Origin of the sequence: Stomatobaculum longum (assembly GCA_000242235.1) — a bacterium.
Taxonomy (GTDB): Bacteria; Bacillota; Clostridia; order Lachnospirales; family Lachnospiraceae; genus Moryella; species Moryella longum.
Map to the genome: position 1 here is coordinate 52901 of JH590864.1, position 24195 is coordinate 77095.

Below are 24195 nucleotides of genomic sequence, written 5' to 3' on the forward strand. Positions count from 1 at the left end.
TGACTGATTAAATGCTTGCGAAAACAATCGATGGAACGCCGGATGCGGTGAAAGTCGCATGTCCGGTGTGAAGTGGGGGAAAACCCGGAGATAGTATCAAAGGGTTACCTATCACTATAAGCGGAAAAACTGCTGTACAGTGCCTTGATCGGCTACATCCATTACGAGGCGCCGGAGGAGGAACAGAACTTCTCGACTCTCCTCGAAATGCTGAATTCCATGGAGGTACGGGAGGACGATGAGTCATTCAAGAATCCGGTGGATATGCTCTTTGATGAGCTGGAGGAGAAGGATCCGGACCACTTTGCCGTGAGGCAATATAAAAAGTACAAACTGGCCGCTGGTAAGACAGCCAAATCAATTTTGGTCAGCTGCGGTGCAAGGCTTGCTCCCTTTGATATCAGGGAGCTCCGGGAGATCACAGCTTACGATGAGCTGGAGCTGGATACTATCGGAGACCGGAAGACGGCGCTGTTCCTGATCATGAGTGACACGGACAGCACGTTCAACTTCCTGATCAGCATGATCTACACGCAGCTTTTCAATCTGCTGTGTGAGAAGGCAGACGATGTGTACGGCGGAAGGCTTCCGGTCCATGTCCGGTGCCTCATCGATGAGATGGCAAATATCGGGCAGATTCCGAACCTGGAGAAGCTGATGGCGACGATCCGGTCCCGTGAGATCAGCGCGATGCTGGTGCTGCAGGCAAAATCGCAGCTCAAGGCGATCTACAAGGATAATGCGGATACCATCATCGGCAACTGCGACTCCCAGATCTTCCTCGGCGGCTCGGAGAAGACGACGCTTAAGGATCTGAACGAGGCGCTCGGCAAGGAAACCATAGATATGTACAACACTGGCGAGAGCCGGGGCAGTCAGCAGTCCTACAACATGAACTACCAGAAGCTTGGGCATGATCTTATGTCCCTGGATCAGCTGGCGGTGATGGATGGCAGCAAATGCATTGTACAGGTAAGAGGCGTGAGACCATTCTTCTCGGACAAATATGACCTGACACAGCACCCGAACTACCACCTCACGTCTGACTACGACAAAAAGAACTGGTTCGATGTGGAGAAATACCTGAAGCGGAGGCTGGTCCTGCATCCGGATGATACGTATCAGGTAATCAAAGTGTAATAGGCATCCACGGAGGGTGCCTTTTTCTTTGTGAAGGGACAGAGAATGGGTGCCGTGTTAGCATGAGTAACCGCCTGATGGCAAACAGTCAGTGGGAAGCTGGATTGGAGGAAATATATGGCAGAGGAGAAAGAGCTGATGCCGGCCGACATTCCCGACTGGGTACGGGAAGCGGAAGAGGCAATGGCAAGAGGAGAGACGCTGGATATGCCGGAAGTGAAAGAGATTTCCATCAAGTTCGGCAAGGGTCTGGTCGGGGAACCCTTTACCTCAAAGAGCGGGAAAGAGCTGGTTGAGGTGAAGATCCCGAATACGGATCCGGCAGATAAGACACCCTGGGCATTCTTTGTGATCTCTCCGAAGATGATCCATGACAACAAGTTCGGAAAGGGCGTCTGGATGAAGCTTCCGGAGGATGGGACCACCAGGGTATCCAAGCCTTTTATTGTCGCAACGGACCCGAATGGGCAGAGAAGATGGGACCGGAACGTGCGGGATATCCCCAATACGGAGCTCAAGTCAATGATGGAGGCCTATAAGACAAAGGACCGGACAGGAGACAGAGAATCGGTCCTCGGTTCCCTTAAGGAAAGGAAGGAGGAAGCTGCCCTGTAGCCGGAGAAACTGAAACCTCCTCATGTGAAATCGAAAGGAGTGGAGAAGTAGATGATACGGATACTTCCAAGACCACCCAATTAAGAAAGGGCTGGCAGATCGGGGCGGATCTGGTCTATTAAGAAAATGCCGACCAGCCATGAGAAAACTCTCGATCAGGGCGGGAAGCAGAATTACAGACAGACAACTTCATATGGAACCATTCACTAAGGACCGATCGGCAAGGTGCCGGCTGGTCTATATTTATGCAAACATTCATTAAACACATCATTTTTTGGAGGAAAAACATTATGGCATTTTTCAACAGCGCAGTTGGCGTTCTTCAGACTCTCGTTATCGCAATTGGTGCAGGTCTCGGCATCTGGGGTGCTGTAAACCTGATGGAAGGTTACGGCAATGACAATCCCGGCGCGAATGCTCATGTACGGTAAGGAAGCAAGCAACCGAAAACAAGAGATAGACCGCCAGCACTACACTATTCCGAACCAAAGACCAAAAGATAAGCATTGTGGGAAAATCTAAACTTTTGGATTTTCCTACAATGCCGACTACGGCGGAATCCCTCCCACTCCTTATATCTTTCTTTCCGTATACATTGAATTTGTATTTAGTAAATGCTATAATGTCCCTATTCAAATTATAAATGTGTTGAATTAGTTACATGTACATATTTTTTGTGCCGGAGGAAGTGAAATGAAACAAAAAATTTATCTCATTACAGGCTTAATGGCTTCTGGAAAATCTACAGTTTCCGATTTACTGGCAAAATCAATAGAAAAATGCGTCCATCTTCGTGGTGATGTGTTCCGAAAAATGATTATTTCAGGCAGAGAAAATATGTCAGCTACCCCATCAGCGGAAGCAGTCCGCCAGCTGTACCTTCGATACAAATTGACTGCTGATGCGGCAAGGTCATACTTTGACAACGGCTTTTCTGTAGTGATCCAAGATAACTACTACGGTGATGAATTAAACCGAATGATAAATTATCTGCATAAATACCCTGTTGAGGTTGTCGTTCTTTGTCCAGATGTGGAAACAATAAAAGAAAGGGAACGATACAGGGAGAAAACAGGCTATTCCGGCTTTACGGTTGAAACCTTATACGATACATTTATGCAGACAACACCACGGATCGGCTTTTGGCTGGACAATTCCAATCAAACACCACAGCAGACAGCAGAAACCATTCTGAACACCAGGAAGCCGGTATGATTGTTACATATAAGGGGAAGAAAAATTTCTTTTAAGTACTTTCTTTCCTAAAACTGATGTGATATAATAGCTTCATTCCAGAAAAGGAGTAAAAAATATGCGGCAAGGTATTCTTAAATAAAACTATAATCAAATAGTGGGAACAAAGAATTATGATAGCTCCTTTTGTGGGGGCTTGGTTTTTTGTACCCAATTTAAGAATACTTTTGCCTTATCAATTTTGACATATTCAAAAAACAGCAATCACAAATAGGTGTATGCTGTATATGTGTATGTCCGCAAATTAGAATCCCCAGTGGTAAAAGTATTTTACTGCTGGGGATTTTTATGCCCTTTGGGGCTGTAAAGGGAGGACAATCACATGAAAATAATCAATATCGGCATTCTGGCCCATGTAGACGCAGGAAAAACTACATTGACAGAAAGTCTGCTATACACCAGTGGAGCGATTGCGGAACAGGGAAACGTGGATAAAGGGACCACAAGAACAGACACTATGATTTTGGAACGGCAACGGGGAATTACCATTCAGACAGCGGTTACTTCTTTTTATTGGAATGATTATAAAATCAATATCGTGGACACTCCCGGTCATATGGATTTTTTAACCGAAGCATACCGCTCTTTATCTGTCCTTGACGGAGCTGTTTTAGTCATTTCAGCAAAAGACGGCGTACAGGCACAAACCCGTATATTATTCCATGCGCTTCAGAAAATGGACATTCCGACAATTATCTTTATAAATAAGATAGACCAAAATGGGATCGACCTGCAGTGTGTTTACCAAAGCATTAAAGATAAACTTACCAGTGATATGATTGTCATGCAGGAGGTTTCCCTGTCGCCAAAGATAACCATGACCGATATTTCTGATTTAGACAAATGGGATATGATTATTTCCGGAAGCGATGAACTATTAGAACGATATGTTGCAGAGGATTCTTTGGATATACAGGAATTACAATATGAAAAGTGCAAAAGAACCAGATGCTGCTCTTTGTTTCCTGTTTATCATGGGAGTGCAAAAGACAATTTAGGAACAGAAAAACTGATTGAAGCGATTATAGAAACTTTCATTACAGAAACGGACGATATTCAGTCTGAATTATGTGGATATGTTTTTAAGGTTGAGTATACAGAGCGGAAAAAACGGCTTTCTTATTTACGCCTGTATCATGGGACGCTCCATTTACGGGATACCCTGCTGCTGTCAAAAAAGGAAAAAATAAAGATTACAGAAATGTGTATTCCGTCAAATGGTGAAATCGTCCCGGCTGACCATGCCTGTCCGGGAGAAATTGTTATTTTAGCTGATGATACTTTGAAACTGAACGATATCCTGGGAAATGAAAAACTCCTGCCTCACAAAACACGGATTGATAATCCCATGCCATTACTTCGGACAACGGTAGAGCCGCAAAAGCCGGAGCAAAGGGAAGCCCTGTTAAATGCCCTCGCAGAGATTGCTGATACAGACCCTCTTTTGCATTTTGACATTGATACTGTTACCCATGAGATTATGTTATCTTTTTTGGGAAAAGTACAGTTAGAAGTTATTTGTTCGCTATTAGAAGAAAAATATCATGTGGGCGTGGCTATGAAAGAGCCTTCGGTTATTTATCTGGAAAGACCGCAAAAAAAAGCGAGCTGCACGATTCATATTGAAGTGCCGCCGAATCCGTTTTGGGCATCTATTGGTTTGACTGTAACACCGCTTCCTGTTGGAAGCGGAACACAATATAAAAGCGAGGTATCTCTCGGCTATTTAAACCAAAGTTTTCAAAATGCCGTCATGGAGGGTGTGCGTTATGGAATGGAGCAGGGCTTATATGGCTGGGGAGTGACAGACTGCCAAATTTGTTTTGATTATGGAGTTTATTACAGCCCGGTCAGCACCCCCGCTGATTTTCGTTTTCTTGCGCCTGTCGTGTTGGAGCAGGCATTGAAAAAAGCAGGGACACAACTGTTGGAACCATACCTTTCCTTTACCCTTTTTGCACCGCAGGAATATCTTTCACGGGCTTATAATGATGCACCAAAGTATTGCGCAATCATTGAATCAACCAGACTTGAAAAAGATGAAGTTATTTTTAAGGGTGAAATCCCTGCCCGTTGTATCGGTGAATATAGGAATGATCTGAATTTTTATACAAATGGAAGAAGTGTCTGCATTACAGAATTAAAAGGGTATCAGGAAACTTCCGGCGAGCCTGTATTTCAGCCACGCCGCCCGAACAGCCGTTTAGACAAGATCCGGCATATGTTTCAGAAGATAATGTAACGTCTTGCGCAATGCAAGCGTTCATTGCTGGCTATTGCGAAATATCATTGATAAAATCAGCATCAGAGAGGAGGAACCATTTTGAACCAGAAACAGACGGATATTACAACAGGAAAGCAAATACGTCATCTGCGAACACAATCGGGAATGACACAGGAAGAACTGGCTGGGGAATTGAATGTTACCCGGCAGGCGCTATCGAATTGGGAGAGAGATGTTAATGAACCCGATTTAAATACGTTGAAAAAAATTTGTTTTCTTTTTGGAGTCCACATGGACGATTTTGCGAAGGAGGTAATAACAAAAATGGAAACATGTGAAAAAAAAGAGAAACGACAATTTAATAAGTATGATATGGCAATTGGACTTTTTTATGGTGTCGGGATATTTCTTGGCATTGGTATTTTCTTTGTTGGCGGTTTTATGACAATGTCGGGTGCAGGGTGGGGAGCATCACTATTTGGCGGTGGCTGTTTTTCTCTTGTATTTGGCTTGATATGCCATGCAGTTATTACATTGAGAAGAAATGACAAATGATGACATATCCTGCTTTCTAGACTTTTCGGTCATATCGCGTAAAAAAGCCGCTGCTTTTGGCTTTCCAATAGCGGCGGCAAAGGGAAATATCCTTTGAATACCTTACAGAAGAAAAGTTTTGCAGCATTATAAAAATAAAAGCCTATACCATTTTGGAAAGAAAAGATACATAATAGTCAAGACGGCAACAATCAGAAGTTATGGAGGGTAACAATGGAATATAGTAAGGAAGATTTAATGGAAGCAAAAAGGCAAATTTTGGGAGTGGGAGAGAACATGGGAACAGAGGAAAGTAAAAAAATCTGGGAGAAAAACGCACAATTTTGGGATAATGCAATGGGTGACGAATCTAATGAATTTCACAGAGAGGTAGTGCGTCCCAAAGTAACGGAACTTCTATCTCCTAATCCTGCGGATTACATTTTGGATATTGCGTGTGGCAATGGAAATTATTCTTCGTATCTTGCACAAAGAGGCGCTTCGATTGTCGCTTTTGATTACAGCAAAAAAATGATAGAATTGGCTAAAAGACGGCAATCACAATATGCAAAACAAATTGAATTTTGTGTAGCGGATGCGACCAATAGAGAAAGTATATTAGAATTAAAAAGAAATCGAGCCTTTACGAAAGCAGTTTCTAATATGGCAATTATGGATATTACGGATATTGAACCACTTCTTATGGCTGTTTATGAACTGTTGGAGGAAAGCGGAATTTTTGTCTTTGCAACGCAACACCCTTGTTTTATCACGTTGACTGAAAAATATATGACACCGCACAGTTACTATGGTATAGCGATTGAAGGGCAACCGGAGGAGCAGATTTATTATCATCGTTCCATACAAGATATTTTTAACCTTTGTTTTAGAGCTGGATTTGTCATTGATGGATTTTATGAAGAATGTTTCAAAAACAACAAAGAAATTCCTATGGTAATGATAGTAAGGCTTAAAAAGGTAAAACGTGATAGCTTAAAATAAATTCAAGTTTGCCGGATAAATAGCAAACCTGGCCGAGCCAGTCAACGGTCAAGATGAACGGGCTTCGCCCGCCGTTGACAGCCCCGCCCGGTTTTGCAGTTAGGCAGTCAAGGAGCGACAGCCTAAAGTGCTGCCGCCCCTTACTATCATAAAAAGCAACTACTAACCAGCCACAGCCCTTTTGGGAGGAAAGGGGGATTTTCCATGACCTGTACAGAAGAATATCGGGAACATATCGAGTACACTTTCCATGCCTTTTGCAAAGTCGTTATCCGAAATGCAACGATCAACGCAGCGAGGACACGGAGCAGGAAGCACAAAAGAGAAATATCCCTTGAATACCTCACAGACGAAAAGCACTACCCTTTAGGCACGACAGATGAATATTTCCAAGCCCCGGAGCCGGACGAGGAATACATACTTACCCTTTGCGGCGATACGGTCATTTTCAGCAGCGGCTTACTTGCGGAAGCCCTGTCACGGCTGGACGAACGGGAGCGGGAAATGATTTACCTGTCCTTTTTCAAGCGTATTCCACAGCACGAAATTGGCAGACAGTACGGGCGCAGCCGCAGCACAGCGGGCTACCATATCCGAAAAGTCCTACGGCAGCTCCAAGCGGAAATGGAGGGAATGGCATATGAGAAATAATAGGCTTCTCCCCTATGAAACAATCGTCCAAGCCACCAGCGGGGAGCCGGAAGCGGTGGGAACTGTATTGCAGTATTACCGCCGCCGCATACAATGTGCCGCCCGTGTGAATGGACGGGTAGACCAAGATACAGAGGACTACATCACCCAGACGCTTCTCACAGCTATTTTCAAGTTCCGCTTTGGGAGATAGCCCTACCGCCTACAACTGAATAACCGCCGCTTCGCCGGCAACCAGAAAGCAGTAAATCTATTCAACAGATTTGCTGCTTTTTTTCGTTCCTGTTTGGCATTTTTGAAAATCCCCAGTATGAAAAAACAAAAGGGAAAATTGCCGCCGCAGTTGGCAAAATCCCTTACTTATCCGTGGAGGGTATCAAAGAAAAAAATACTGCCATTGTCCGCCTTTTTCGGCTTGCGTGGTGTTGTAGGGAATAAGGGGAAATTCTAAAAATCTCCGTCCATTTTGCTTTGCGTGGTGTTGTAGGTAGTGAAAGGAAAATTTTCAAGATATGCCGGAATAGCGGGTAGCAAAGCCCTTTTGAAACGTCTTGTTAGCGGAAAGTACGGAAGCCGGGGAACGCCGGAGTTTTTCAGAGCAAGATTCTACCGCAGTACCAAAATTCGCTTATCGCTCATTTTGCCCCTGCGGGAATCTTGTTGGGGAGTGCCTTCCCCAAACCCTGCTTATGCGGCTTACGCCGCTGGAAAATCCCTCAAAATAATTTTTCGGATTTTTCAAAAACAGTTCCGCTTTACACCCTGTTTTTCTCCTATTAGTGAGAGGACACCACGCACAGCCGAAGGAGGTTTTACCATGCGAAAACGATATAACACGCCGCACCGCAGCCGGGTAGTCAAGACACGCATGACCGAGGAAGAATACGCCGAGTTTGCGGAAAGGCTTTCTGCTTACAACATGAGCCAAGCCGAGTTTATCCGGCAAGCCATAACCGGGGCAGCCATACGCCCCATCATAACCGTTTCCCCCGTCAATGACGAGTTGCTTGCCGCTGTCGGGAAGCTGACCGCCGAATACGGCAGGATCGGCGGCAACTTAAACCAGATAGCCCGGACGCTGAACGAGTGGCACAGCCCCTACCCGCAGCTTGCCGGGGAGGTACGGGCGGCGGTTTCCGACCTTGCTGCCCTAAAGTTTGAAGTCTTGCAGAAAGTGGGTGACGCTGTTGGCAACATTCAAACATATCAGCTCTAAAAATGCGGACTATGGCGCAGCGGAAGCCTATCTCACATTTGAGCATGACGAGTTTACCATGAAGCCCACCCTTGATGAAAACGGGCGGCTGATACCGAGGGAGGATTACCGCATTTCTTCCCTCAACTGTGGGGGCGAGGATTTCGCTGTTGCCTGTATGCGGGCTAATCTCCGCTATGAGAAAAACCAAAAACGGGAAGATGTGAAAAGCCACCACTATATCATCAGCTTTGACCCACGGGACGGGACAGACAACGGCTTGACCGTAGACCGGGCGCAGGAGCTGGGCGAGCAGTTCTGTAAAGAGCATTTCCCCGGACACCAAGCCTTAGTCTGCACCCACCCGGACGGGCATAACCACAGCGGCAATATCCATGTGCATATCGTCATCAACTCCCTGCGGATTTATGAAGTCCCGCTTCTGCCCTACATGGACAGACCAGCCGACACACGGGAGGGCTGCAAGCACCGCTGCACCAACGCCGCTATGGAATATTTCAAGAGTGAAGTCATGGAGATGTGCCACCGGGAGGGGCTTTACCAAATCGACCTCCTAAGCGGCAGCAAGGAACGGATAACCGAACGGGAATACTGGGCGGCAAAGAAAGGACAGCTTGCCCTTGATAAAGAGAACGCTGTCAGAGAAGCCGCAGGACAGCCGACCAAGCCCACCAAGTTTGAAACGGACAAGGCGAAGCTGCGCCGGACGATACGGCAGGCACTTTCCCAAGCTGGCAGCTTTGACGAATTTTCTTCCCTTTTGCTGCGGGAGGGTGTGACCGTCAAGGAGAGCCGGGGGCGGCTTTCCTACCTCACGCCGGACAGGACAAAGCCTATCACAGCCCGGAAGCTGGGGGACGATTTTGACAAGGCTGCTGTCCTTGTCCTGCTTACGCAGAACGCCCACAGAGCCGCCGAACAGAGCAAAGCCATACTCGAATACCCTGCCGCGGTTAAAAAGCTGTCACAAGGGGAAAAAACCACAAAAACCACCCCGGCAGACAACACCTTGCAGCGCATGGTTGACCGGGAAGCCAAGCGAGCCGAGGGCAAGGGCGTGGGCTATGACCGCTGGGCGGCAAAGCACAACCTAAAGCAAATGGCAGCTACCGTTACCGCCTATCAGCAGTACGGCTTTTCTTCCCCGGAGGAACTGGACGAAGCCTGTTCTGCCGCCTATACCGCCATGCGGGAAAGCCTTACAGAGCTGAAGCAGATGGAAAAGACGCTGAACGGGAAAAAGGAGCTGCAACGGCAGGTGCTTGCCTATTCCAAGACCCGCCCTGTCCGGGACGGGCTGAAACAGCAGAAAAACGCCAAAGCAAAAGCAGCCTACCGTCAGAAGTACGAAAGCGACTTTATCATAGCAGACGCAGCCGCCCGCTATTTCAGGGAAAACGGCATTTCCAAGCTGCCGAGCTATAAAGCCCTGCAAGCAGAGATTGAAACCCTTATCCAAGAGAAAAACAGCGGCTACAACGATTACCGGGCAAAACGGGAGGAATACCGCCGCTTACAGACTGTCAAGGGCAATATCGACCAGATTTTACACCGGGAGCGCAAGCCTGTGAAAAGGCAGGAACAGGAACGATAAAAACCGCCCCAAAATGTACCCGAACCTATACAGAACAAGGGGGCTGCCCCGTACCCTATCCGCAAATACCAAAGGATTTTTTAACGGGCTTATAGGGCAGAAAAAACCCGAAAATGATACCGAGATGATACAGAATTACCGCCGATACCGCCACACCAGCGGAAACGGCAGAAAGGAGCGCACCCATGCCAAGAATGAGCAAGAAACGGCGGCTGGAATGGTCTTTTTTCCTGCGGCAAGTGAAAGTCGGGAATTCCACCTGCGATCGTATCACATACAATGACCTCTGCCGGGGCTGTACCCATAGCTGCAAGCAGAGCTTCCGGGCGGTTATCATACTCTGCCCCCACTACTACTCCAAACGCCGGAAAAAGGAGGACAGGGACAATGGCAGATAACCGCAAGTATTACTACCTCAAGCTGAAAGAGAACTTTTTTGACAGCGACTCCATTGTGCTGCTGGAAGATATGAAAGACGGGATTTTATACTCCAATATCCTCTTGAAGCTGTACTTAAAATCGCTGAAAAACGGCGGGAAATTGCAGCTTGACGAGCATATCCCCTACACAGCGCAGATGATAGCGACACTGACCCGCCACCAGATAGGGACGGTTGAGAGGGCTTTAGAGATTTTCCGGCAGTTGGGGCTTGTGGAGCAGCTTGACAGCGGGGCTTTCTATATGACCGACATTGAGCTGATGATAGGACAGTCCTCTACCGAAGCCGAGCGGAAACGGGCTGCAAGACTGGAAAACAAGGCACTTTTACCGCCCCGGACAAAAGGCGGACATTTGTCCGACATTCGTCCACCAGAGATAGAGATAGAGTTAGAGAAAGAGATAGAGATAGAAAAAGAGAGAGAGGGAGAAACGGGACACCCCGCCCCCGCCGCTTATGGCAGATACAACAATGTGATACTGACCGATACAGAGCTTTCCGGGCTAAAAACAGAGTTGCCCGACAAGTGGGAGTATTATATTGACCGGCTTTCCTGCCATATCGCTTCCACCGGGAAACAGTACCACAGCCATGCAGCCACCATTTACAAGTGGGCGCAGGAGGACGCTGCCAAAGGCAAGGCTGCCCCGAAACAGGGCATACCCGATTATTCATGCAAGGAGGGCGAGAGCTTATGAAAAACGGAATTGAAGCTATGATTACGGACATTACAGCCACTACCGCCGAAGCGGAGGACTACACAGGCGAGGACGGGCTTTTATACTGCGGTAAGTGCCATACGCCCAAAGAAGCCTATTTTGCAGAGGGAAAGACTTGTTTCGGGCGTGACCGCCACCCGGCAGAGTGCGACTGCCAGCGGGCAGCCCGTGAAAAGCAGCAAGCCGCCGAAAGCCGACAGAAGCACCTTGAAAAAGTGGAGGACTTGAAACGCCGGGGCTTTACCGACCCTGCTATGCGGAACTGGACATTTGAGCATGACAACGGCAGAAACCCGCAGACCGAAACCGCCCGCTTTTATGTGGAGAGCTGGGAAACCATGCAGGCTGAAAATATCGGCTACCTGTTTTGGGGCGGCGTGGGGACGGGAAAAAGCTACCTTGCCGCCTGTATCGCCAACGCCCTTATGGAAAAAGAGGTTGCCGTCTGCATGACAAACTTTGCAACGATACTGGGTGACCTTGCCGCCAGCTTTGAGGGCAGGAACGAATATATTTCCCGCCTTTGCAGCTACCCTCTGCTGATACTTGATGATTTCGGTATGGAGCGAGGAACAGAATACGGGCTGGAACAGGTTTACAGCGTGATTGACAGCCGTTACCGAAGCGGCAAGCCGCTGATCGCCACGACCAACCTCACGCTGGAGGAATTGCAGCACCCGCAGGACACGCCCCACGCCCGTATCTATGACAGGCTGACTTCCATGTGCGCCCCCGTCCGCTTCACGGGCAGCAACTTCCGAAAGGAAACCGCACAGGAAAAGCTGGAACGCTTAAAGCAACTGATGAAGCAGCGAAAGGAGAGCCTATGACAGAAACGAAACAGACAAGCACCACCAAAACAGACCGCCGCCCGGACTGTGTGACGGAAATCCGCATGGGCAACTCCGTCCTTACCGTTTCCGGCTTCTTCAAGCAGGGCGCAACCGACACCGCAGCCGACAAGATGATGAAAGTGCTGGAAGCGGAAGCTGCTACACAAAAAACGGCGATTTGACCGACCATAAAGAAGCAGATTTGACGCTTTTGCCGCTATACAGACAGCCGCCCCATGTGGTACAATCAAGGTACGGAATAGTGGGGCTGGCTGTCGGAAACGGAGGATTTTATGTTAAGACAGACCAACCAACAACCAATTACCGCCCTTTACCCAAGACTATCCCATGAGGACGAGCTGCAAGGCGAAAGCAATTCCATTTCCAATCAGAAGCGTATCCTTGAAACCTATGCAAAGCAGAACGGCTTTTCCAATCTGCGCTGGTACACGGACGACGGTTATTCTGGTGCGAACTTTCAAAGACCCGGTTTTCAAGCCATGCTTGCGGACATTGAAGCCGGAAAAGTCGGGACAGTTATCGTAAAGGATATGTCGAGGTTAGGGCGAAACTACCTGCAAGTGGGAATGTACACGGAAATGATTTTCCCACAGAAAGGTGTCCGCTTCATCGCTATCAATGACGGAGTGGACAGCGCACAGGGCGACAATGACTTTGCCCCGCTGCGGAATATCTTTAACGAATGGCTGGTGAGAGATACGAGCAAGAAAATCAAAGCAGTAAAACGCTCAAAAGGCATGAATGGCAAGCCCATCACAAGCAAGCCTGTGTATGGCTACCTCATGGACGAGGATGAAAATTTCATTATTGACGAGGAAGCTGCACCCGTAGTCAAGCAGATATACAACCTCTGTCTTGCCGGGAATGGTCCGACCAAGATAGCCCGTATGCTCACAGAGCAGCAAATCCCCACGCCGGGAACGCTTGAATACCGCAGGACGGGCAGCACCCGCCGCTACCACCCCGGCTATGAGTGCAAGTGGGCGACCAATACCGTAGTGCATATCCTTGAAAACCGGGAATACACAGGCTGTCTGGTAAATTTCAAGACAGAAAAACTTTCTTACAAAGTCAAGCACAGTGTAGAAAATCCCCCGGAAAAGCAAGTGATTTTCGAGAACCACCACGAGCCTATCATAGACACCCAAACATGGGAACGGGTGCAGGAGCTTCGCAAACAGCGCAAACGCCCAAACCGCTATGATGAAGTGGGTTTGTTCTCCGGCATACTGTTCTGTGCGGACTGCGGCAGCGTGATGTATCAGCAGCGATACCAGACGGACAAGCGCAAGCAGGACTGTTATATCTGCGGCAACTACAAGAAACGCACCCATGACTGTACGGCGCACTTTATCCGCACCGACCTCTTGACCGCTGGTGTACTCTCCAATCTGCGGAAAGTGACCAGCTATGCGGCAAAGCATGAAGCCCGGTTTATGAAACTCTTGATTGAGCAGAACGAGGACGGGGGCAAACGCAGGAACGCCGCCAAGAAAAAGGAACTGGAAGCCTCCGAGAAACGCATAGCCGAGTTATCCGCTATCTTCAAGCGGCTGTATGAGGACAGCGTGACCGGGCGCATATCAGACGAGCGTTTCACAGAGCTGTCGGCAGACTATGAAGCAGAGCAACGGGAGCTGAAAGAAAGAGCCGCTGCTATTCAAGCGGAGCTTTCCAAAGCACAGGAAGCCACCGTGAACGCAGAAAAGTTTATGAATGTTGTCCGGCGGCATACCAGCTTTGAAGAACTTACCCCTACTCTGCTGCGGGAGTTTGTAGAGAAAATCGTTGTGCATGAGTGCAGCTATGACGAGAACAAGACCCGCAGACAGGACATTGAGATTTATTATTCTTTTGTTGGCAAGGTGGACTTGCCCGAATAACCGCCCGACCTATCCGACACAATGCGCAAGTGCCGGATAGGAACGGCAAAATTTTTTACACTTCTATTACTTCTTTATCGCACATCAGTAAAGTCTCAAGGCATGAAGCAGCTGATGGCTGGCGGCGGTGTCGCTTTGATCGGTACTACCCTTGTTCCTCTTCTGACCGGTCTCTTTGGCTGAAGGATGCTCCAGTAACTGCAGGCCATCCGGCCGGACCTTCAGGACAAGGGCGGCGGAAAAGGGGAGGCTGGTTCTGCAGCCTCCCGGAAAGGAGAAAACGCTTGGACAGCTTAAAGGAAAAGCTCCTTGAGTGGCTGCGGGAACTTCTGGTATCCGGCATCATGAACAACCTGAACAATACCTTCAACAACCTGAATGCCAAGGTCGGGGATGTTGCCGGACAGCTTGCTACGTCACCGGCGGATTTTGAACCGGGCGTATTTTCCATGATCCGGACCATCTCAGAGAATGTCATCATGCCGATCGCCGGCATCATACTCACCTTTATCGCCTGCTACGAACTGATCCAGCTCGTCATCGCCCATAATAACCTGGCGAACTTCGAGACATGGATTTTTTTCAAATGGGTGTTCAAGACTTTCGTTGCGGTGGAGCTGATCAGCAATACCTTTAACATCACACTCGCCGTATTCGATGTGGCAGGCTATGCAATCCGGCAGAGCGGAAGTCTGATTATGGGCAGCACGGCGATCGATGCGAGTACGATCGCTTCCATGCAGAGCAGGCTGGAAAGCATGGATGTGGGCGTCCTGTTCGGGATCTTCCTGCAGAGCTTTGTCGTCCAGTTCCTGTTCAATATCCTGTCGCTCATTATTTTCGTGATCGTGTACGGACGAATGATCGAGATCTACCTCATGGTAAGCCTCGCGCCGATTCCGTTTGCGACCTTTGGAAACAGGGAGCAGAGCATGATCGGACAGAATTACCTGCGGTCCCTGTTCGCCCTGGGCTTTCAGGGATTTCTCATCATGATCTGCGTTGCAATTTATGCAGTCCTGATTCAGAACGTGGCGATCTCGGAAGACATCATGGGATCCCTGTGGAATGTCCTTGGGTATACGATGCTTCTAGGATTTACGCTATTCAAGACAGGATCCCTTGCAAAGAGTGTACTGCATGCACATTAAGGAAGGAGACAGAACAAATTGGCCAGTTATATTGCGGTCCCAAGGGACCTTACCAAAGTAAAGAGCAAGGTGGCCTTCAATCTCACCAAGCGGCAGCTGATCTGCTTTTCCCTGGCGGCGCTCATCGGAGTGCCGTCTTTCTTTCTGCTCAAGAAGACGGGAAACATCAGCGTGGCCGCCATGGGGATGATGGTCGTCATGATGCCGCTCTTCTTTGTGGCCATGTATGAGAGGAACGGGGAGCCCTTGGAGGTCATCCTCTTTCACTTCATACAGGCGAATTTCATCCGGCCCAAAATCCGGATTTACCAGACAGACAACTATTACGCCGCCCTCATGAGACAGGCCGCGGCAGAAAAGGAGGTAGAGGAGATTGTCAGGAGCTATCACAAACCTGTTCCGGAAGAAGGAAAAGAGAAGTTACCAGATTCCGGAGTATCTGAGCAGCAAAGATAAGAAAAAGGTAGCGGAGATTATCAGGAATGCCCAGAGGGATGACGGCATTCCCCGAACGACACAGCAGAGCATCCCCTTCGACCGGATGTTTCAGGATGGTATCTGCAGGGTAGGAACGGACTACTACACGAAAACAATCCGGTTTCAGGACATCAACTATCAGCTCGCCCAGCAGGAGGACCAGACGGAAATCTTCGAGGAGTGGTGCAGCTTTCTTAACTTCTTCGACAGCTCGGTACACTTTGAGCTTAGCTTCATGAACCTGGCGACGGATTCGGAAAAATTCGAGAAGAGCATCGCAATTGCCCACAGAGATGACGGCTTTGACGAGGTGAGGGACGAATACACCGGCATGCTGAAGCGGCAGATGGAAGCCGGCAACAACGGCCTCACAAAGACAAAATACCTGACCTTCGGTATCCATGCCGAGTCCATGAAAATCGCAAAGCCGAGGCTCATCCATATCGAAATGGACCTTCTCAACAACTTCAAGCGCCTGGGTGTGCAGGCAGAGACACTGGACGGGAGGGAGCGCCTGGAGCTCATACATCAGGAGTTCCATATGGGAGACGACCAGAAATTCTTCTTCGACTGGAAATGGCTGGTGCCCTCCGGCCTCTCCGTAAAGGACTTCATTGCACCCTCAAGCCTTAACTTCAAGAACGGAAGAGTTTTTCAGATGGGAGAGCTCTGGTGCGCCATGAGTTTCCTCAGCATTACGGCATCGGACATCAGCGACCGGATGCTGGCAGATTTCCTCTCGATGGAGTCCACGCAGATCGTCACTATGCATATCCAGTCCGTGGATCAGACGGAGGCCATCAAGACGGTCAAACATACGATCACGGAGCTTGACCGGTCGAAGATTGAGGAACAGAAGAAGGCAGTGAGGTCTGGCTACGACATGGACATCATCCCGTCGGACCTTGCCACCTACGGGAACGACGCGAAGGCGCTCTTAAAGGAGCTGCAGAGCCAGAATGAGAGAATGTTCCTTCTGACCTTCCTCGTACTCAACACGGGGAGAACTAAGCAGGAGCTGGAAAATAACGTCTTCCAGGTCAACAGCATCGCCCAGAAGCATAACTGCAGCCTGGTGCGCCTCGATTTCCAGCAGGAGCAGGGGCTGATGTCGAGCCTCCCGCTCGCGCACAATGAGATTGAGATTCAGAGAGGCATGACGACTTCCAGTACGGCGATCTTCGTGCCGTTTACCACGCAGGAGCTGTTTCAGTCGGGGAAGGAGGCCTTGTATTACGGCCTCAACGCCTTGTCGAACAACCTGATCATGGTGGACCGGAAGCTCTTAAAGAACCCGAACGGACTGATCCTCGGCACACCCGGTTCAGGCAAATCGTTTGCTGCAAAACGTGAGATCGCCAATGCATTTCTCGTGACGGATGACGACATCATTATTTCAGACCCGGAGGCGGAGTATTCTGCCCTGGTGCAGCGATTCGGAGGCCAGGTCATCAAAATTGCGCCGACGAGCGAGCAGTACATCAATCCCATGGATATCAACATGAACTACTCGGATGACGACAATCCGATCGCGCTGAAGGCGGACTTTATCCTGTCCCTGTGCGAGCTGATTGTCGGTGGGAAGGAAGGCCTGAAGCCTGTGGAGAAAACGGTCATCGACCGCTGTATTCATCAGATCTATAACCACCATTTTGAGGACCCAAGACCGGAGAAGATGCCGCTTCTTGAAGACCTCTACACGGCGCTTCTGAAGCAGGAGGAGCCGGAGGCAAAGAATGTTGCAACAGCGCTGGAGATTTATGTGACAGGATCTCTCAATGTTTTCAATCACCGGACCAACGTGGACATCAACAACCGCCTGGTTTGCTATGACATCAAGGACCTCGGAAAACAGCTGAAGAAAATCGGGATGCTCGTCGTGCAGGATGTGCGCTTTGTTTCTCGTTAACCTACGCAGAAATGCGTAATAAAGCGAGACGAGTTCCGTAAAAAGAACTCGAACTCTGTATCTGATTCGGCAGGGGAAGTTCCTGCCTGACCCCGTGTGAGGGGTTACAAAAATTCTAATCTCCGACGTGCACCCATCGTGTCAGGTGGGATGTGCGAAGCTCGGTGAAGAGCGGGGAAGAAGCTTGAGACAGCTTGGATAACCGCGGGAAGCTATAAAACAGTCATGCTGAGGATGTTTTGTTGCAACCGACGAATGTCCTGAATGTACGGCTCGTAAACGATGGGATGATCATACAGCCATCCTCCCCATGCGGGGTACTGCCGCCGTTGAAATTTGTCTTGGTGGAAAACGGCAGAAAACCATTAAGGTCGAATGTCACTGACACTAAATCACACTGGTCAGTGATGGCAGTCGGGTCAGAGGGACACAGCTAAAACTGTATGTAAAGCTAAGATACCAGGGAACAAAGGAACCGCGAACGGCGCCTGGCATATAAGCCAGTGCAAGTAAGGTGACACCCTTGCCGCGCAGGTAGGAAATGACCTGTTAATTCGCGGGGCATCAGCCCGTAGTAGTGATGAAGCTCCTGTAATGGGAGTGGAGCGAAGGGGCATAGTTAATACGGATTTGTATGTGAACAGAAAGTCGAGGAAGCCGTAGGCGTACCTGACTTAAACCAGAAACACGACCTCGGAAAGGGGGTGGTGCGTATGGCACAACAATTCGATTACCCGAAAACCGAAACGGAATTACGCGCTCTGTTGGATAAGTTATACCAGCAAAGCAGGGAAGCCAGAGAAGCCGGAGAAAGGCCGGCATTCAAGGGGCTTCTCGAAATAATGTCAGCGGAAGCAACTATTGTTACAGCCATCCATAACATCAAGAGCAATCACGGAAGTGATACTCCGGGCGTTGATAACAAAACCATGAAACGGGATTATCTCCAAAAATCCTACAAGTGGGTAATCAACGACATCCAGGAGGCTTTTGAGAAATTCGAACCGCAGAAAGTCCGGAGGAAATATATCGACAAGCCGGGCAAGAAGGAAAAGCGGCCGCTTGGGATTCCGACTATACGAGACCGCATCGTGCAGGAATGCATGCGCATCGTTATGGAGCCCATCATGGAAGCGCAGTTCTTCGAGCATTCATACGGCTTTCGACCCATGCGCGACACAGCAATGGCACTTGAAAGGCTGAATTTCATCACCTTCCACACCGGGTATTACTGGTTTGTGGAAGGAGACATCAGCAAATGCTTTGACCATATCGATCACGCCACACTGCTGAGAAGGCTCTACCACATGGGGATTAAGGACAGGCGGGTGTTACAGATCATCAAACAGATGCTGAAAGCAGGAGTCCTCGACGAGTGCGAGGTGAATGAAGAGGGAACCATGCAGGGCGGGATTATCAGTCCGCTACTTGCAAATGTATACCTCGACATCATGGATGAATGGATTACGAAGCAGTGGGAATTAAAACACACTGAGCATGCGTACATTCAGGATTCCGCCAAGCGCAGGGCACTGAAGAAAACAAATCTGGTGCCCGGATTTCTGGTCAGATATGCGGACGACTTTGTGATTATCACGGACAGCCGCGAGCACGCTGAATTCTGGAAAGCATCTTTACAAACATTTCTGGAAACAGGAATGAAGCTGACATTATCCAAAGAGAAAACACTGATTACAGATGTAAGAAAGAAGCACGCCTGCTTTCTGGGCTACGAATTCAGAGTAGTCAAGGGAAAAGGCGAACACGGCTACGTCACAAGGACAAGGCCGGACAGAGAAAGACTCTGCAGGAAAGTAGACACATTAACGGACAGCATTAAGAAGATCCCCCGCGAGACAAGCCGAGAGAAACTGATCGACGAGATCAACAGAATCAACAGCCAGATCAGAGGGGTGATTCAGTACTACCAATGCTGTACGTGGGTCAGCGTAAGCATGGATAAGTATGGCAGAAAACTGCAGCTTGCCGCCAGTCGGCGGCTGAAGCAGTTCAAGGGGAAATGGATACCTGCAAAAGAAACGAAGAACCTGCCTCGAATACACCAGAATTACCGGCAAAAGCTACCCTCGGTCAAATACCGCGATATTTATATCGGCGTCACTTCCCTTACGTTCTGCCAGTGGCAGGAGACACGCGGAAAGAATCCAAAGGAAACGCCCTACACCGAAGAAGGAAGGGACATCAATTTCAGGCGGACGAAGAAAAAGCGAATTCAGGCAAGACTTGACGAGCTTTATTCAGAGAATGTATCTACTGCCGTCCTGAACGGGAAATGGGGGCACCTCAATAACTTTGAATTTGTCATGAACAGGGCATATGCCTTGAACCGCGACAGGCTGAAGTGCAGGGTATGCGGAAAATGGCTGATCGACAGCACACCGTACACTCATCGCATTAATCCGAGGCTTCCTTTGGACAGGGTCAATCGAGTCAACAATCTTATATCAGTACACAGGAAGTGCTATCAGGCAATCAATATGCCGGGCATGGACGTGAGTATCTTTGACGCAGACGCGCAGAAACGAATTAGGAATTACAGGGAAAAACTGGTTATTTCGCATACAAGCAACAATTAATCCGTATTGATGGAGCGCCGTGTGCGGCGAAAGTCGCAAGCACGGTGCGAAGTGGGGGAAAACCCTGCCTGACTACTTCGCCTGACGGCGAAGCAAAAGCGCAGGGTTACCTATCACTATCAGGTCTGGGGGAGAGTTACGGAGAACCGGAGTGAGGGAAAATCCACCCGCTACTACATGGATGAGATGCACCTTCTTCTCCGCGAGGAGCAGACGGCGGCCTACACTGTGGAGATCTGGAAGAGGTTCCGTAAGTGGGGCGGCATTCCTACCGGCATCACGCAGAACGTAAAGGACCTTCTGGCATCAAAAGAGGTCGAGAACATCTTTGAAAACAGCGACTTCATCTACATGCTGAACCAGGCCGTTGGCGATCGGGCGATCCTCGCAAAGCAGCTGAACATCAGTCCCCACCAGCTCTCGTATGTAACCCATTCGGGAGAGGGCGAGGGACTTTTGTTTTACGGAAACGTCATCCTGCCGTTCGTGGACCGCTTTCCGAAGGATCTGGAGCTCTACCGCATCATGACAACAAAGCTTTCAGAGGTGAAGGCAGAGAAAGAAGCTAAGGAGGCGTAATCGTTGGAAGAAATGGAATTTCACCGGGACCCGCCGGCGGAGGAAAAAGCGCCGCGCAGGAAATCCGGTCAGAACCAGACCCGGGCGCCGAGCCACGGGCGAAAGCTTAAGAATGAATCCTCGGCAAAGAGAGCCGCGGGAAAGAAGCTTCGCTTCGGGAAAGAGGATCATGTCCTAAGTCCGGAGGAAAAGCGGGAACTGCTTAAAAAGAAAGCAGCACACCAGAAGGCAGCCAAGACTGAGTTTGCTCTTTCCAGAGCTTCCCATAAGGCAATGGATGAAGCGAATGAGGACCGGAACGTCGGTACGGAGGCACTGAATTCAGGAATAGAGACTGGAGAAGGTGTTCTGGATACGACCGGCGACCGGCTTTACAGCAGGAAACTGAAGTCCACGGAGCAAGCACTGAGGAGGGCAGAGCGAGAGACAGAAAGCGGGGCGATAAATCCTGACGGTGATTGGGCAAGCCAGGGCAGTGATACGGCAACTTCCGAAAGCAGTGCAATCCATGTGGACAACGCGGCAAATTCAGCAGGTTTTGGGGATAAGTCTGAGTCATCCGTTTTTAACGGGAAGTACTCGGATAAGCTCGGCCGCACGGCAAAATCTGCCAGTGAGAAAACCAGCCAGGGAGGCTCAACCGTCAGCTCATCCAGAACCATCCAGAAAAACCGGATGAAGAAGGAATTCCAGTGGGCGGCGAACCAGAAGTTCGATAAGGAAACGGCCAACTCCTTTGGCAGCATCGGCCGGAAATTCGTCGATAAGGCGGAGGATATCGGCGGAAAGATCGGAGAATGGATCGAGGAGCATCTGGCGGAACATCCAATGGCACTTCTGATTGCCCTGGACATTCTGATTGTCGTTCTTCTCATCGCCGGCAGTTCTTCCGGAGGGAATCTTCTCATGAACCTTCTCGGCGGCAGTACGGTGGCTTCCTCCTATACGGCAGAAGACAGCGACATCCTCACTGTCAACCAGAACTACAAGGATCTGGAGGCGGATCTTCAGAAGAAGATCGACAACATTAAGAATGACTACCCGGGGTATGACGAATACCAGGTAACACTTGCAGAGATCGGGCATGATCCCTATGATCTTGCAGCTCTTCTGACCGTACTCTACGAGGATTACACACCGGACGAGGTGCAGGGAAAACTGCAGGAGATCTTCGATCAGCAGTACAAGCTGACAACGAAGCGGATCGTGGAGACCAGAACCCGGACCGTGACCAAGACCGGGCACCACACAGTGACGCATGAGGACGGCACGACCTCCCGGGAGAAGTACACCTACACAGTGGAGGAGGAATACAAGTATTACATCCTGAAGGTTGCACTGGAAAATAAATCCCTTGGTACGGTGATCCAGAATCTTCATCTGACCGACGACCAGATGGAGCGCTACAACCTCCTAAAGGAAACCTATGGCAACAAGAAGTATCTCTTTGGCGATGACATCTATGCCAATCCGGATGCGGACGGAGGCGGAACCGGCGGAACTGGAGGCTCAGCGGGAGTAACTTATGAGCCGAGCGGCGAGGCCCTTACGGACAGCCAGTTTGCCGCCATGTGGCAGGAAGCGAGCAAGTATCTCGGACGCGCCTATGTATGGGGAGGATCGAGTCCTTCTACCGGATTTGACTGCAGCGGATTCGTCTGCTGGGTCATCAACCAGTCCGGTGTCGGTCATATCGGAAGAACAACCGCGGAGGGAATCCGTCAGTGGTGTGACACCATCCCGAAATCCGAGCGGCAGCCGGGAGATATTATTTTCTTCCAGGGAACTTACGACACCCCGGGAGCTAGCCATGTCGGAATCTACATCGGTGATGGCAAAATGATACACTGCGGGGATCCGATCAAGGTATCCAACGTGGACAGCGGGTATTTTGCCCAGCACTTCCTCTGCTATGGGAGGATCCCGCGGTAGCAAGAAAAGAACAAGTCAACAGGCAAAAGTGAACGAACAGACCGGAAGGGCAGAGACTGCCTCTTCCGGATTTTTTATGGAGGCCAGTTATGTACGAACGATTGGATAAGCTCCGCGACGAGTTAAGAAAAGCGGAGAAGAGAAAGGAAGATGCTGACAAGAAACTGAAGATCGCTCAGGACCGTCTGAGGGAGGCGGAAAGCACGCAGATTCTTGCGGATGTGGAGGCACTGCACCTCACGCCGGAGCAGGTGGGACAGTTTCTTTCCATGGCGACGAATGGGCAGCTTCCGGGAATGGGCATGGATCCGAGGAAGTCAGGTCCTACGAAGGAGAATGCAGGAGTAGAAGACATCGCGGGAACGGGTGCCGGACAGGGAGACAGCGACCTGAAAGATAACGATTCGGGCGAGGATGCGGAGGTATACGGTGCCTACAGCGATATTTCCAGAGGGACAGAAGATGAGCTGACAGGAGATAGGGAGGATGAGTACAATGCATAATTTCAAAAGAAAACTGATTGGGGCAGTGATCTGCTCCACGGCCATGTTCGGCATGCTGCCGGCGACCGCATTTGCCCACACAGGACCGGAGGCAGAATGCATCTGTGAGACAAAGTGCGAGGAGGGTGCCGTTAATGATCAGTGCCCGGTATGCAAGAAAGACATCACGCTCTGCCAGGGAACGGAGAAAGCAGAGGATTCCTCAATTGGCGAAGTGATGGAAGACGTTGATAAGGATAAGGCAGATCAGACCAACGCAGCATCTGATTCCACTACAGAATCCGAGCCGGAGGGATCGCTGACGCCGGATGGCAACATGAATCTTGTAGATGATTATGGCTGCGCTGACAAGAGCGGCAAGCAGTTCATCACTTTCACTACGAAGAATGGCAACTATTTTTATCTCATCATCGACCGCGATGACAGCGGTAATGAGACCGTCCACTTCCTGAACCAGGTGGATGAATCTGACCTTCTCTCCCTCATGGATAAGGACGAGGTCAAGGAATACGCATCTGAAAAGGCGAAGGAAGAGGATGACAAAGAGACGAGCGTAACGGCAGCATCGACAGAGAACACATCCTCTACAGTCAAACCGGTAAAGGCTGAAGAGACAGAGACGAAGGAGAAAAAGAAAGTCAAAGTCCCTGTTGGCTCTCTGGTCCTGATGATCCTGGTCGGCTTCGGAGCCATCGGCGCGTATATCTATAAGAAGATCGGAAAGAAGAACAAGAAGGACGATCGCCCGGATCCGGATGCTGATTACAGGGAAGGAGAGGAAGAGGACTATCTGGATGAGCTGGAGAAGGAAGAAGACCAGGCAGGACCGGAAAATGCGACAGGTTCGGAAGACAGAGAGGATTTCGAGCAGTAAGAAATGTAAAGCCTGATTTATATGGATGGAAGCAGATGTCAGAGAAAA

General features: G+C 49.5%; 22 protein-coding genes and 3 pseudogenes. All 25 read left to right on the forward strand.

From position 1 onward, the window contains the following. Positions 1-120 precede the first annotated feature (120 nt). Positions 121-1140: pseudogene (locus HMPREF9623_RS08745) on the forward strand (VirD4-like conjugal transfer protein, CD1115 family); the annotation flags it as partial. Between the two features lie 117 nt (positions 1141-1257). Then, positions 1258-1755 carry a hypothetical protein gene (locus tag HMPREF9623_RS08750; protein WP_009533537.1) on the forward strand — a complete coding sequence of 166 codons (498 nt, stop codon included), beginning with the start codon at positions 1258-1260 and terminating at the stop codon, positions 1753-1755. 290 nt (positions 1756-2045) lie between these two features. Further along, a complete protein-coding gene (locus tag HMPREF9623_RS11265) occupies positions 2046-2186 on the forward strand; it encodes a Maff2 family mobile element protein (protein WP_009533538.1) in 141 nt (46 codons plus the stop codon). A gap of 262 nt (positions 2187-2448) precedes the next feature. Further along, a complete protein-coding gene (locus tag HMPREF9623_RS08760; RefSeq protein ID WP_003505403.1) occupies positions 2449-2970 on the forward strand; it encodes an AAA family ATPase in 522 nt (173 codons plus the stop codon). A gap of 361 nt (positions 2971-3331) precedes the next feature. Continuing rightward, positions 3332-5251 (forward strand): tetracycline resistance ribosomal protection protein Tet(32), encoded by a 1920-nt coding sequence (tet(32), locus tag HMPREF9623_RS08765; protein ID WP_003505402.1) that lies wholly within the window; start codon positions 3332-3334, stop codon positions 5249-5251. An 81-nt stretch (positions 5252-5332) separates the two neighbouring features. Further along, positions 5333-5788, forward strand: a complete 456-nt coding sequence (locus HMPREF9623_RS08770; protein ID WP_003505401.1) for an XRE family transcriptional regulator — start codon at positions 5333-5335, stop codon at positions 5786-5788. Between the two features lie 213 nt (positions 5789-6001). Continuing rightward, entirely contained in the window at positions 6002-6769 is a 768-nt protein-coding gene (locus tag HMPREF9623_RS08775; protein WP_009533539.1) for a class I SAM-dependent methyltransferase, read from the forward strand. A gap of 204 nt (positions 6770-6973) precedes the next feature. Further along, the gene (locus tag HMPREF9623_RS08780; RefSeq protein ID WP_003505338.1) at positions 6974-7420 is read left to right on the forward strand and encodes an RNA polymerase sigma factor; all 447 of its coding nucleotides are present in this window, start codon (positions 6974-6976) and stop codon (positions 7418-7420) included. Continuing rightward, complete coding sequence (locus HMPREF9623_RS08785; protein ID WP_003505336.1) at positions 7410-7613, forward strand: helix-turn-helix domain-containing protein; 204 nt, start codon at positions 7410-7412, stop codon at positions 7611-7613. The genes HMPREF9623_RS08780 and HMPREF9623_RS08785 overlap by 11 nt, the downstream gene beginning before the upstream one ends. Before the next feature lie 624 nt (positions 7614-8237). After that, positions 8238-8636, forward strand: a complete 399-nt coding sequence (locus tag HMPREF9623_RS08790) for a plasmid mobilization protein (RefSeq protein WP_002569238.1) — start codon at positions 8238-8240, stop codon at positions 8634-8636. Further along, entirely contained in the window at positions 8608-10230 is a 1623-nt protein-coding gene (locus tag HMPREF9623_RS08795) for a relaxase/mobilization nuclease domain-containing protein (RefSeq protein ID WP_002569237.1), read from the forward strand. The genes HMPREF9623_RS08790 and HMPREF9623_RS08795 overlap by 29 nt, the downstream gene beginning before the upstream one ends. A gap of 185 nt (positions 10231-10415) precedes the next feature. Then, the gene (locus HMPREF9623_RS11280; protein WP_002569236.1) at positions 10416-10628 is read left to right on the forward strand and encodes a hypothetical protein; all 213 of its coding nucleotides are present in this window, start codon (positions 10416-10418) and stop codon (positions 10626-10628) included. Next, positions 10618-11367: a phage replisome organizer N-terminal domain-containing protein gene (locus HMPREF9623_RS08805; RefSeq protein WP_002569235.1), complete on the forward strand. Its 750-nt coding sequence runs from the start codon at positions 10618-10620 to the stop codon at positions 11365-11367. Before HMPREF9623_RS11280 ends, HMPREF9623_RS08805 begins: the two co-directional genes overlap by 11 nt. Then, positions 11364-12218: an ATP-binding protein gene (locus HMPREF9623_RS08810; RefSeq protein ID WP_002569234.1), complete on the forward strand. Its 855-nt coding sequence runs from the start codon at positions 11364-11366 to the stop codon at positions 12216-12218. Before HMPREF9623_RS08805 ends, HMPREF9623_RS08810 begins: the two co-directional genes overlap by 4 nt. Continuing rightward, positions 12215-12403: a transposon-encoded TnpW family protein gene (locus HMPREF9623_RS08815; protein WP_002569233.1), complete on the forward strand. Its 189-nt coding sequence runs from the start codon at positions 12215-12217 to the stop codon at positions 12401-12403. Before HMPREF9623_RS08810 ends, HMPREF9623_RS08815 begins: the two co-directional genes overlap by 4 nt. 111 nt (positions 12404-12514) lie before the next feature. After that, positions 12515-14125 carry a recombinase family protein gene (locus HMPREF9623_RS08820; protein ID WP_002569232.1) on the forward strand — a complete coding sequence of 537 codons (1611 nt, stop codon included), beginning with the start codon at positions 12515-12517 and terminating at the stop codon, positions 14123-14125. Between the two features lie 21 nt (positions 14126-14146). Next, positions 14147-14308 carry a Maff2 family mobile element protein gene (locus tag HMPREF9623_RS12185; RefSeq protein WP_083826800.1) on the forward strand — a complete coding sequence of 54 codons (162 nt, stop codon included), beginning with the start codon at positions 14147-14149 and terminating at the stop codon, positions 14306-14308. A 101-nt stretch (positions 14309-14409) separates the two neighbouring features. Beyond that, positions 14410-15276, forward strand: coding sequence for a VirB6/TrbL-like conjugal transfer protein, CD1112 family (locus tag HMPREF9623_RS08825; protein ID WP_009533540.1), 867 nt, complete (start codon positions 14410-14412; stop codon positions 15274-15276). Between the two features lie 18 nt (positions 15277-15294). Next, entirely contained in the window at positions 15295-15732 is a 438-nt protein-coding gene (locus HMPREF9623_RS08830) for a PrgI family protein (RefSeq protein ID WP_040800268.1), read from the forward strand. A 16-nt stretch (positions 15733-15748) separates the two neighbouring features. Next, positions 15749-17641, forward strand: a pseudogene (locus HMPREF9623_RS08835) (VirB4-like conjugal transfer ATPase, CD1110 family); the annotation flags it as partial. 734 nt (positions 17642-18375) lie between these two features. Further along, on the forward strand, positions 18376-20259 hold the full coding sequence (gene ltrA / locus HMPREF9623_RS08840; protein WP_009533542.1) for a group II intron reverse transcriptase/maturase: 1884 nt from the start codon (positions 18376-18378) through the stop codon (positions 20257-20259). A 120-nt stretch (positions 20260-20379) separates the two neighbouring features. Next, positions 20380-20838 (forward strand): annotated as a pseudogene (locus HMPREF9623_RS08845) (VirB4-like conjugal transfer ATPase, CD1110 family); the annotation flags it as partial. A 12-nt stretch (positions 20839-20850) separates the two neighbouring features. Continuing rightward, a complete protein-coding gene (locus tag HMPREF9623_RS08850; protein ID WP_242822173.1) occupies positions 20851-22770 on the forward strand; it encodes a C40 family peptidase in 1920 nt (639 codons plus the stop codon). A gap of 89 nt (positions 22771-22859) precedes the next feature. Continuing rightward, positions 22860-23273 carry a DUF4315 family protein gene (locus HMPREF9623_RS08855; RefSeq protein WP_009533545.1) on the forward strand — a complete coding sequence of 138 codons (414 nt, stop codon included), beginning with the start codon at positions 22860-22862 and terminating at the stop codon, positions 23271-23273. After that, positions 23266-24147 carry a DUF4366 domain-containing protein gene (locus tag HMPREF9623_RS08860; protein WP_009533546.1) on the forward strand — a complete coding sequence of 294 codons (882 nt, stop codon included), beginning with the start codon at positions 23266-23268 and terminating at the stop codon, positions 24145-24147. Before HMPREF9623_RS08855 ends, HMPREF9623_RS08860 begins: the two co-directional genes overlap by 8 nt. The last annotated feature ends 48 nt before the right edge of the window (positions 24148-24195 follow it).

Excerpts from the sequence above, each read along its gene's own strand:
- HMPREF9623_RS08750 (WP_009533537.1), top strand. The coding sequence starts at position 1,258 with ATGGCAGAGGAGAAAGAGCTGATGCCGGCCGACATTCCCGACTGGGTA.
- HMPREF9623_RS11265 (WP_009533538.1), top strand. The coding sequence starts at position 2,046 with ATGGCATTTTTCAACAGCGCAGTTGGCGTTCTTCAGACTCTCGTTATC.
- HMPREF9623_RS08760 (WP_003505403.1), top strand. The coding sequence starts at position 2,449 with ATGAAACAAAAAATTTATCTCATTACAGGCTTAATGGCTTCTGGAAAA.
- HMPREF9623_RS08775 (WP_009533539.1), top strand. The coding sequence starts at position 6,002 with ATGGAATATAGTAAGGAAGATTTAATGGAAGCAAAAAGGCAAATTTTG.
- HMPREF9623_RS08780 (WP_003505338.1), top strand. The coding sequence starts at position 6,974 with ATGACCTGTACAGAAGAATATCGGGAACATATCGAGTACACTTTCCAT.
- HMPREF9623_RS08785 (WP_003505336.1), top strand. The coding sequence starts at position 7,410 with ATGAGAAATAATAGGCTTCTCCCCTATGAAACAATCGTCCAAGCCACC.
- HMPREF9623_RS08790 (WP_002569238.1), top strand. The coding sequence starts at position 8,238 with ATGCGAAAACGATATAACACGCCGCACCGCAGCCGGGTAGTCAAGACA.
- HMPREF9623_RS11280 (WP_002569236.1), top strand. The coding sequence starts at position 10,416 with ATGCCAAGAATGAGCAAGAAACGGCGGCTGGAATGGTCTTTTTTCCTG.
- HMPREF9623_RS08805 (WP_002569235.1), top strand. The coding sequence starts at position 10,618 with ATGGCAGATAACCGCAAGTATTACTACCTCAAGCTGAAAGAGAACTTT.
- HMPREF9623_RS08810 (WP_002569234.1), top strand. The coding sequence starts at position 11,364 with ATGAAAAACGGAATTGAAGCTATGATTACGGACATTACAGCCACTACC.
- HMPREF9623_RS08815 (WP_002569233.1), top strand. The coding sequence starts at position 12,215 with ATGACAGAAACGAAACAGACAAGCACCACCAAAACAGACCGCCGCCCG.
- HMPREF9623_RS08820 (WP_002569232.1), top strand. The coding sequence starts at position 12,515 with ATGTTAAGACAGACCAACCAACAACCAATTACCGCCCTTTACCCAAGA.
- HMPREF9623_RS12185 (WP_083826800.1), top strand. The coding sequence starts at position 14,147 with ATGCGCAAGTGCCGGATAGGAACGGCAAAATTTTTTACACTTCTATTA.
- ltrA (WP_009533542.1), top strand. The coding sequence starts at position 18,376 with ATGGCACAACAATTCGATTACCCGAAAACCGAAACGGAATTACGCGCT.
- HMPREF9623_RS08850 (WP_242822173.1), top strand. The coding sequence starts at position 20,851 with ATGGAATTTCACCGGGACCCGCCGGCGGAGGAAAAAGCGCCGCGCAGG.
- HMPREF9623_RS08855 (WP_009533545.1), top strand. The coding sequence starts at position 22,860 with ATGTACGAACGATTGGATAAGCTCCGCGACGAGTTAAGAAAAGCGGAG.
- HMPREF9623_RS08860 (WP_009533546.1), top strand. The coding sequence starts at position 23,266 with ATGCATAATTTCAAAAGAAAACTGATTGGGGCAGTGATCTGCTCCACG.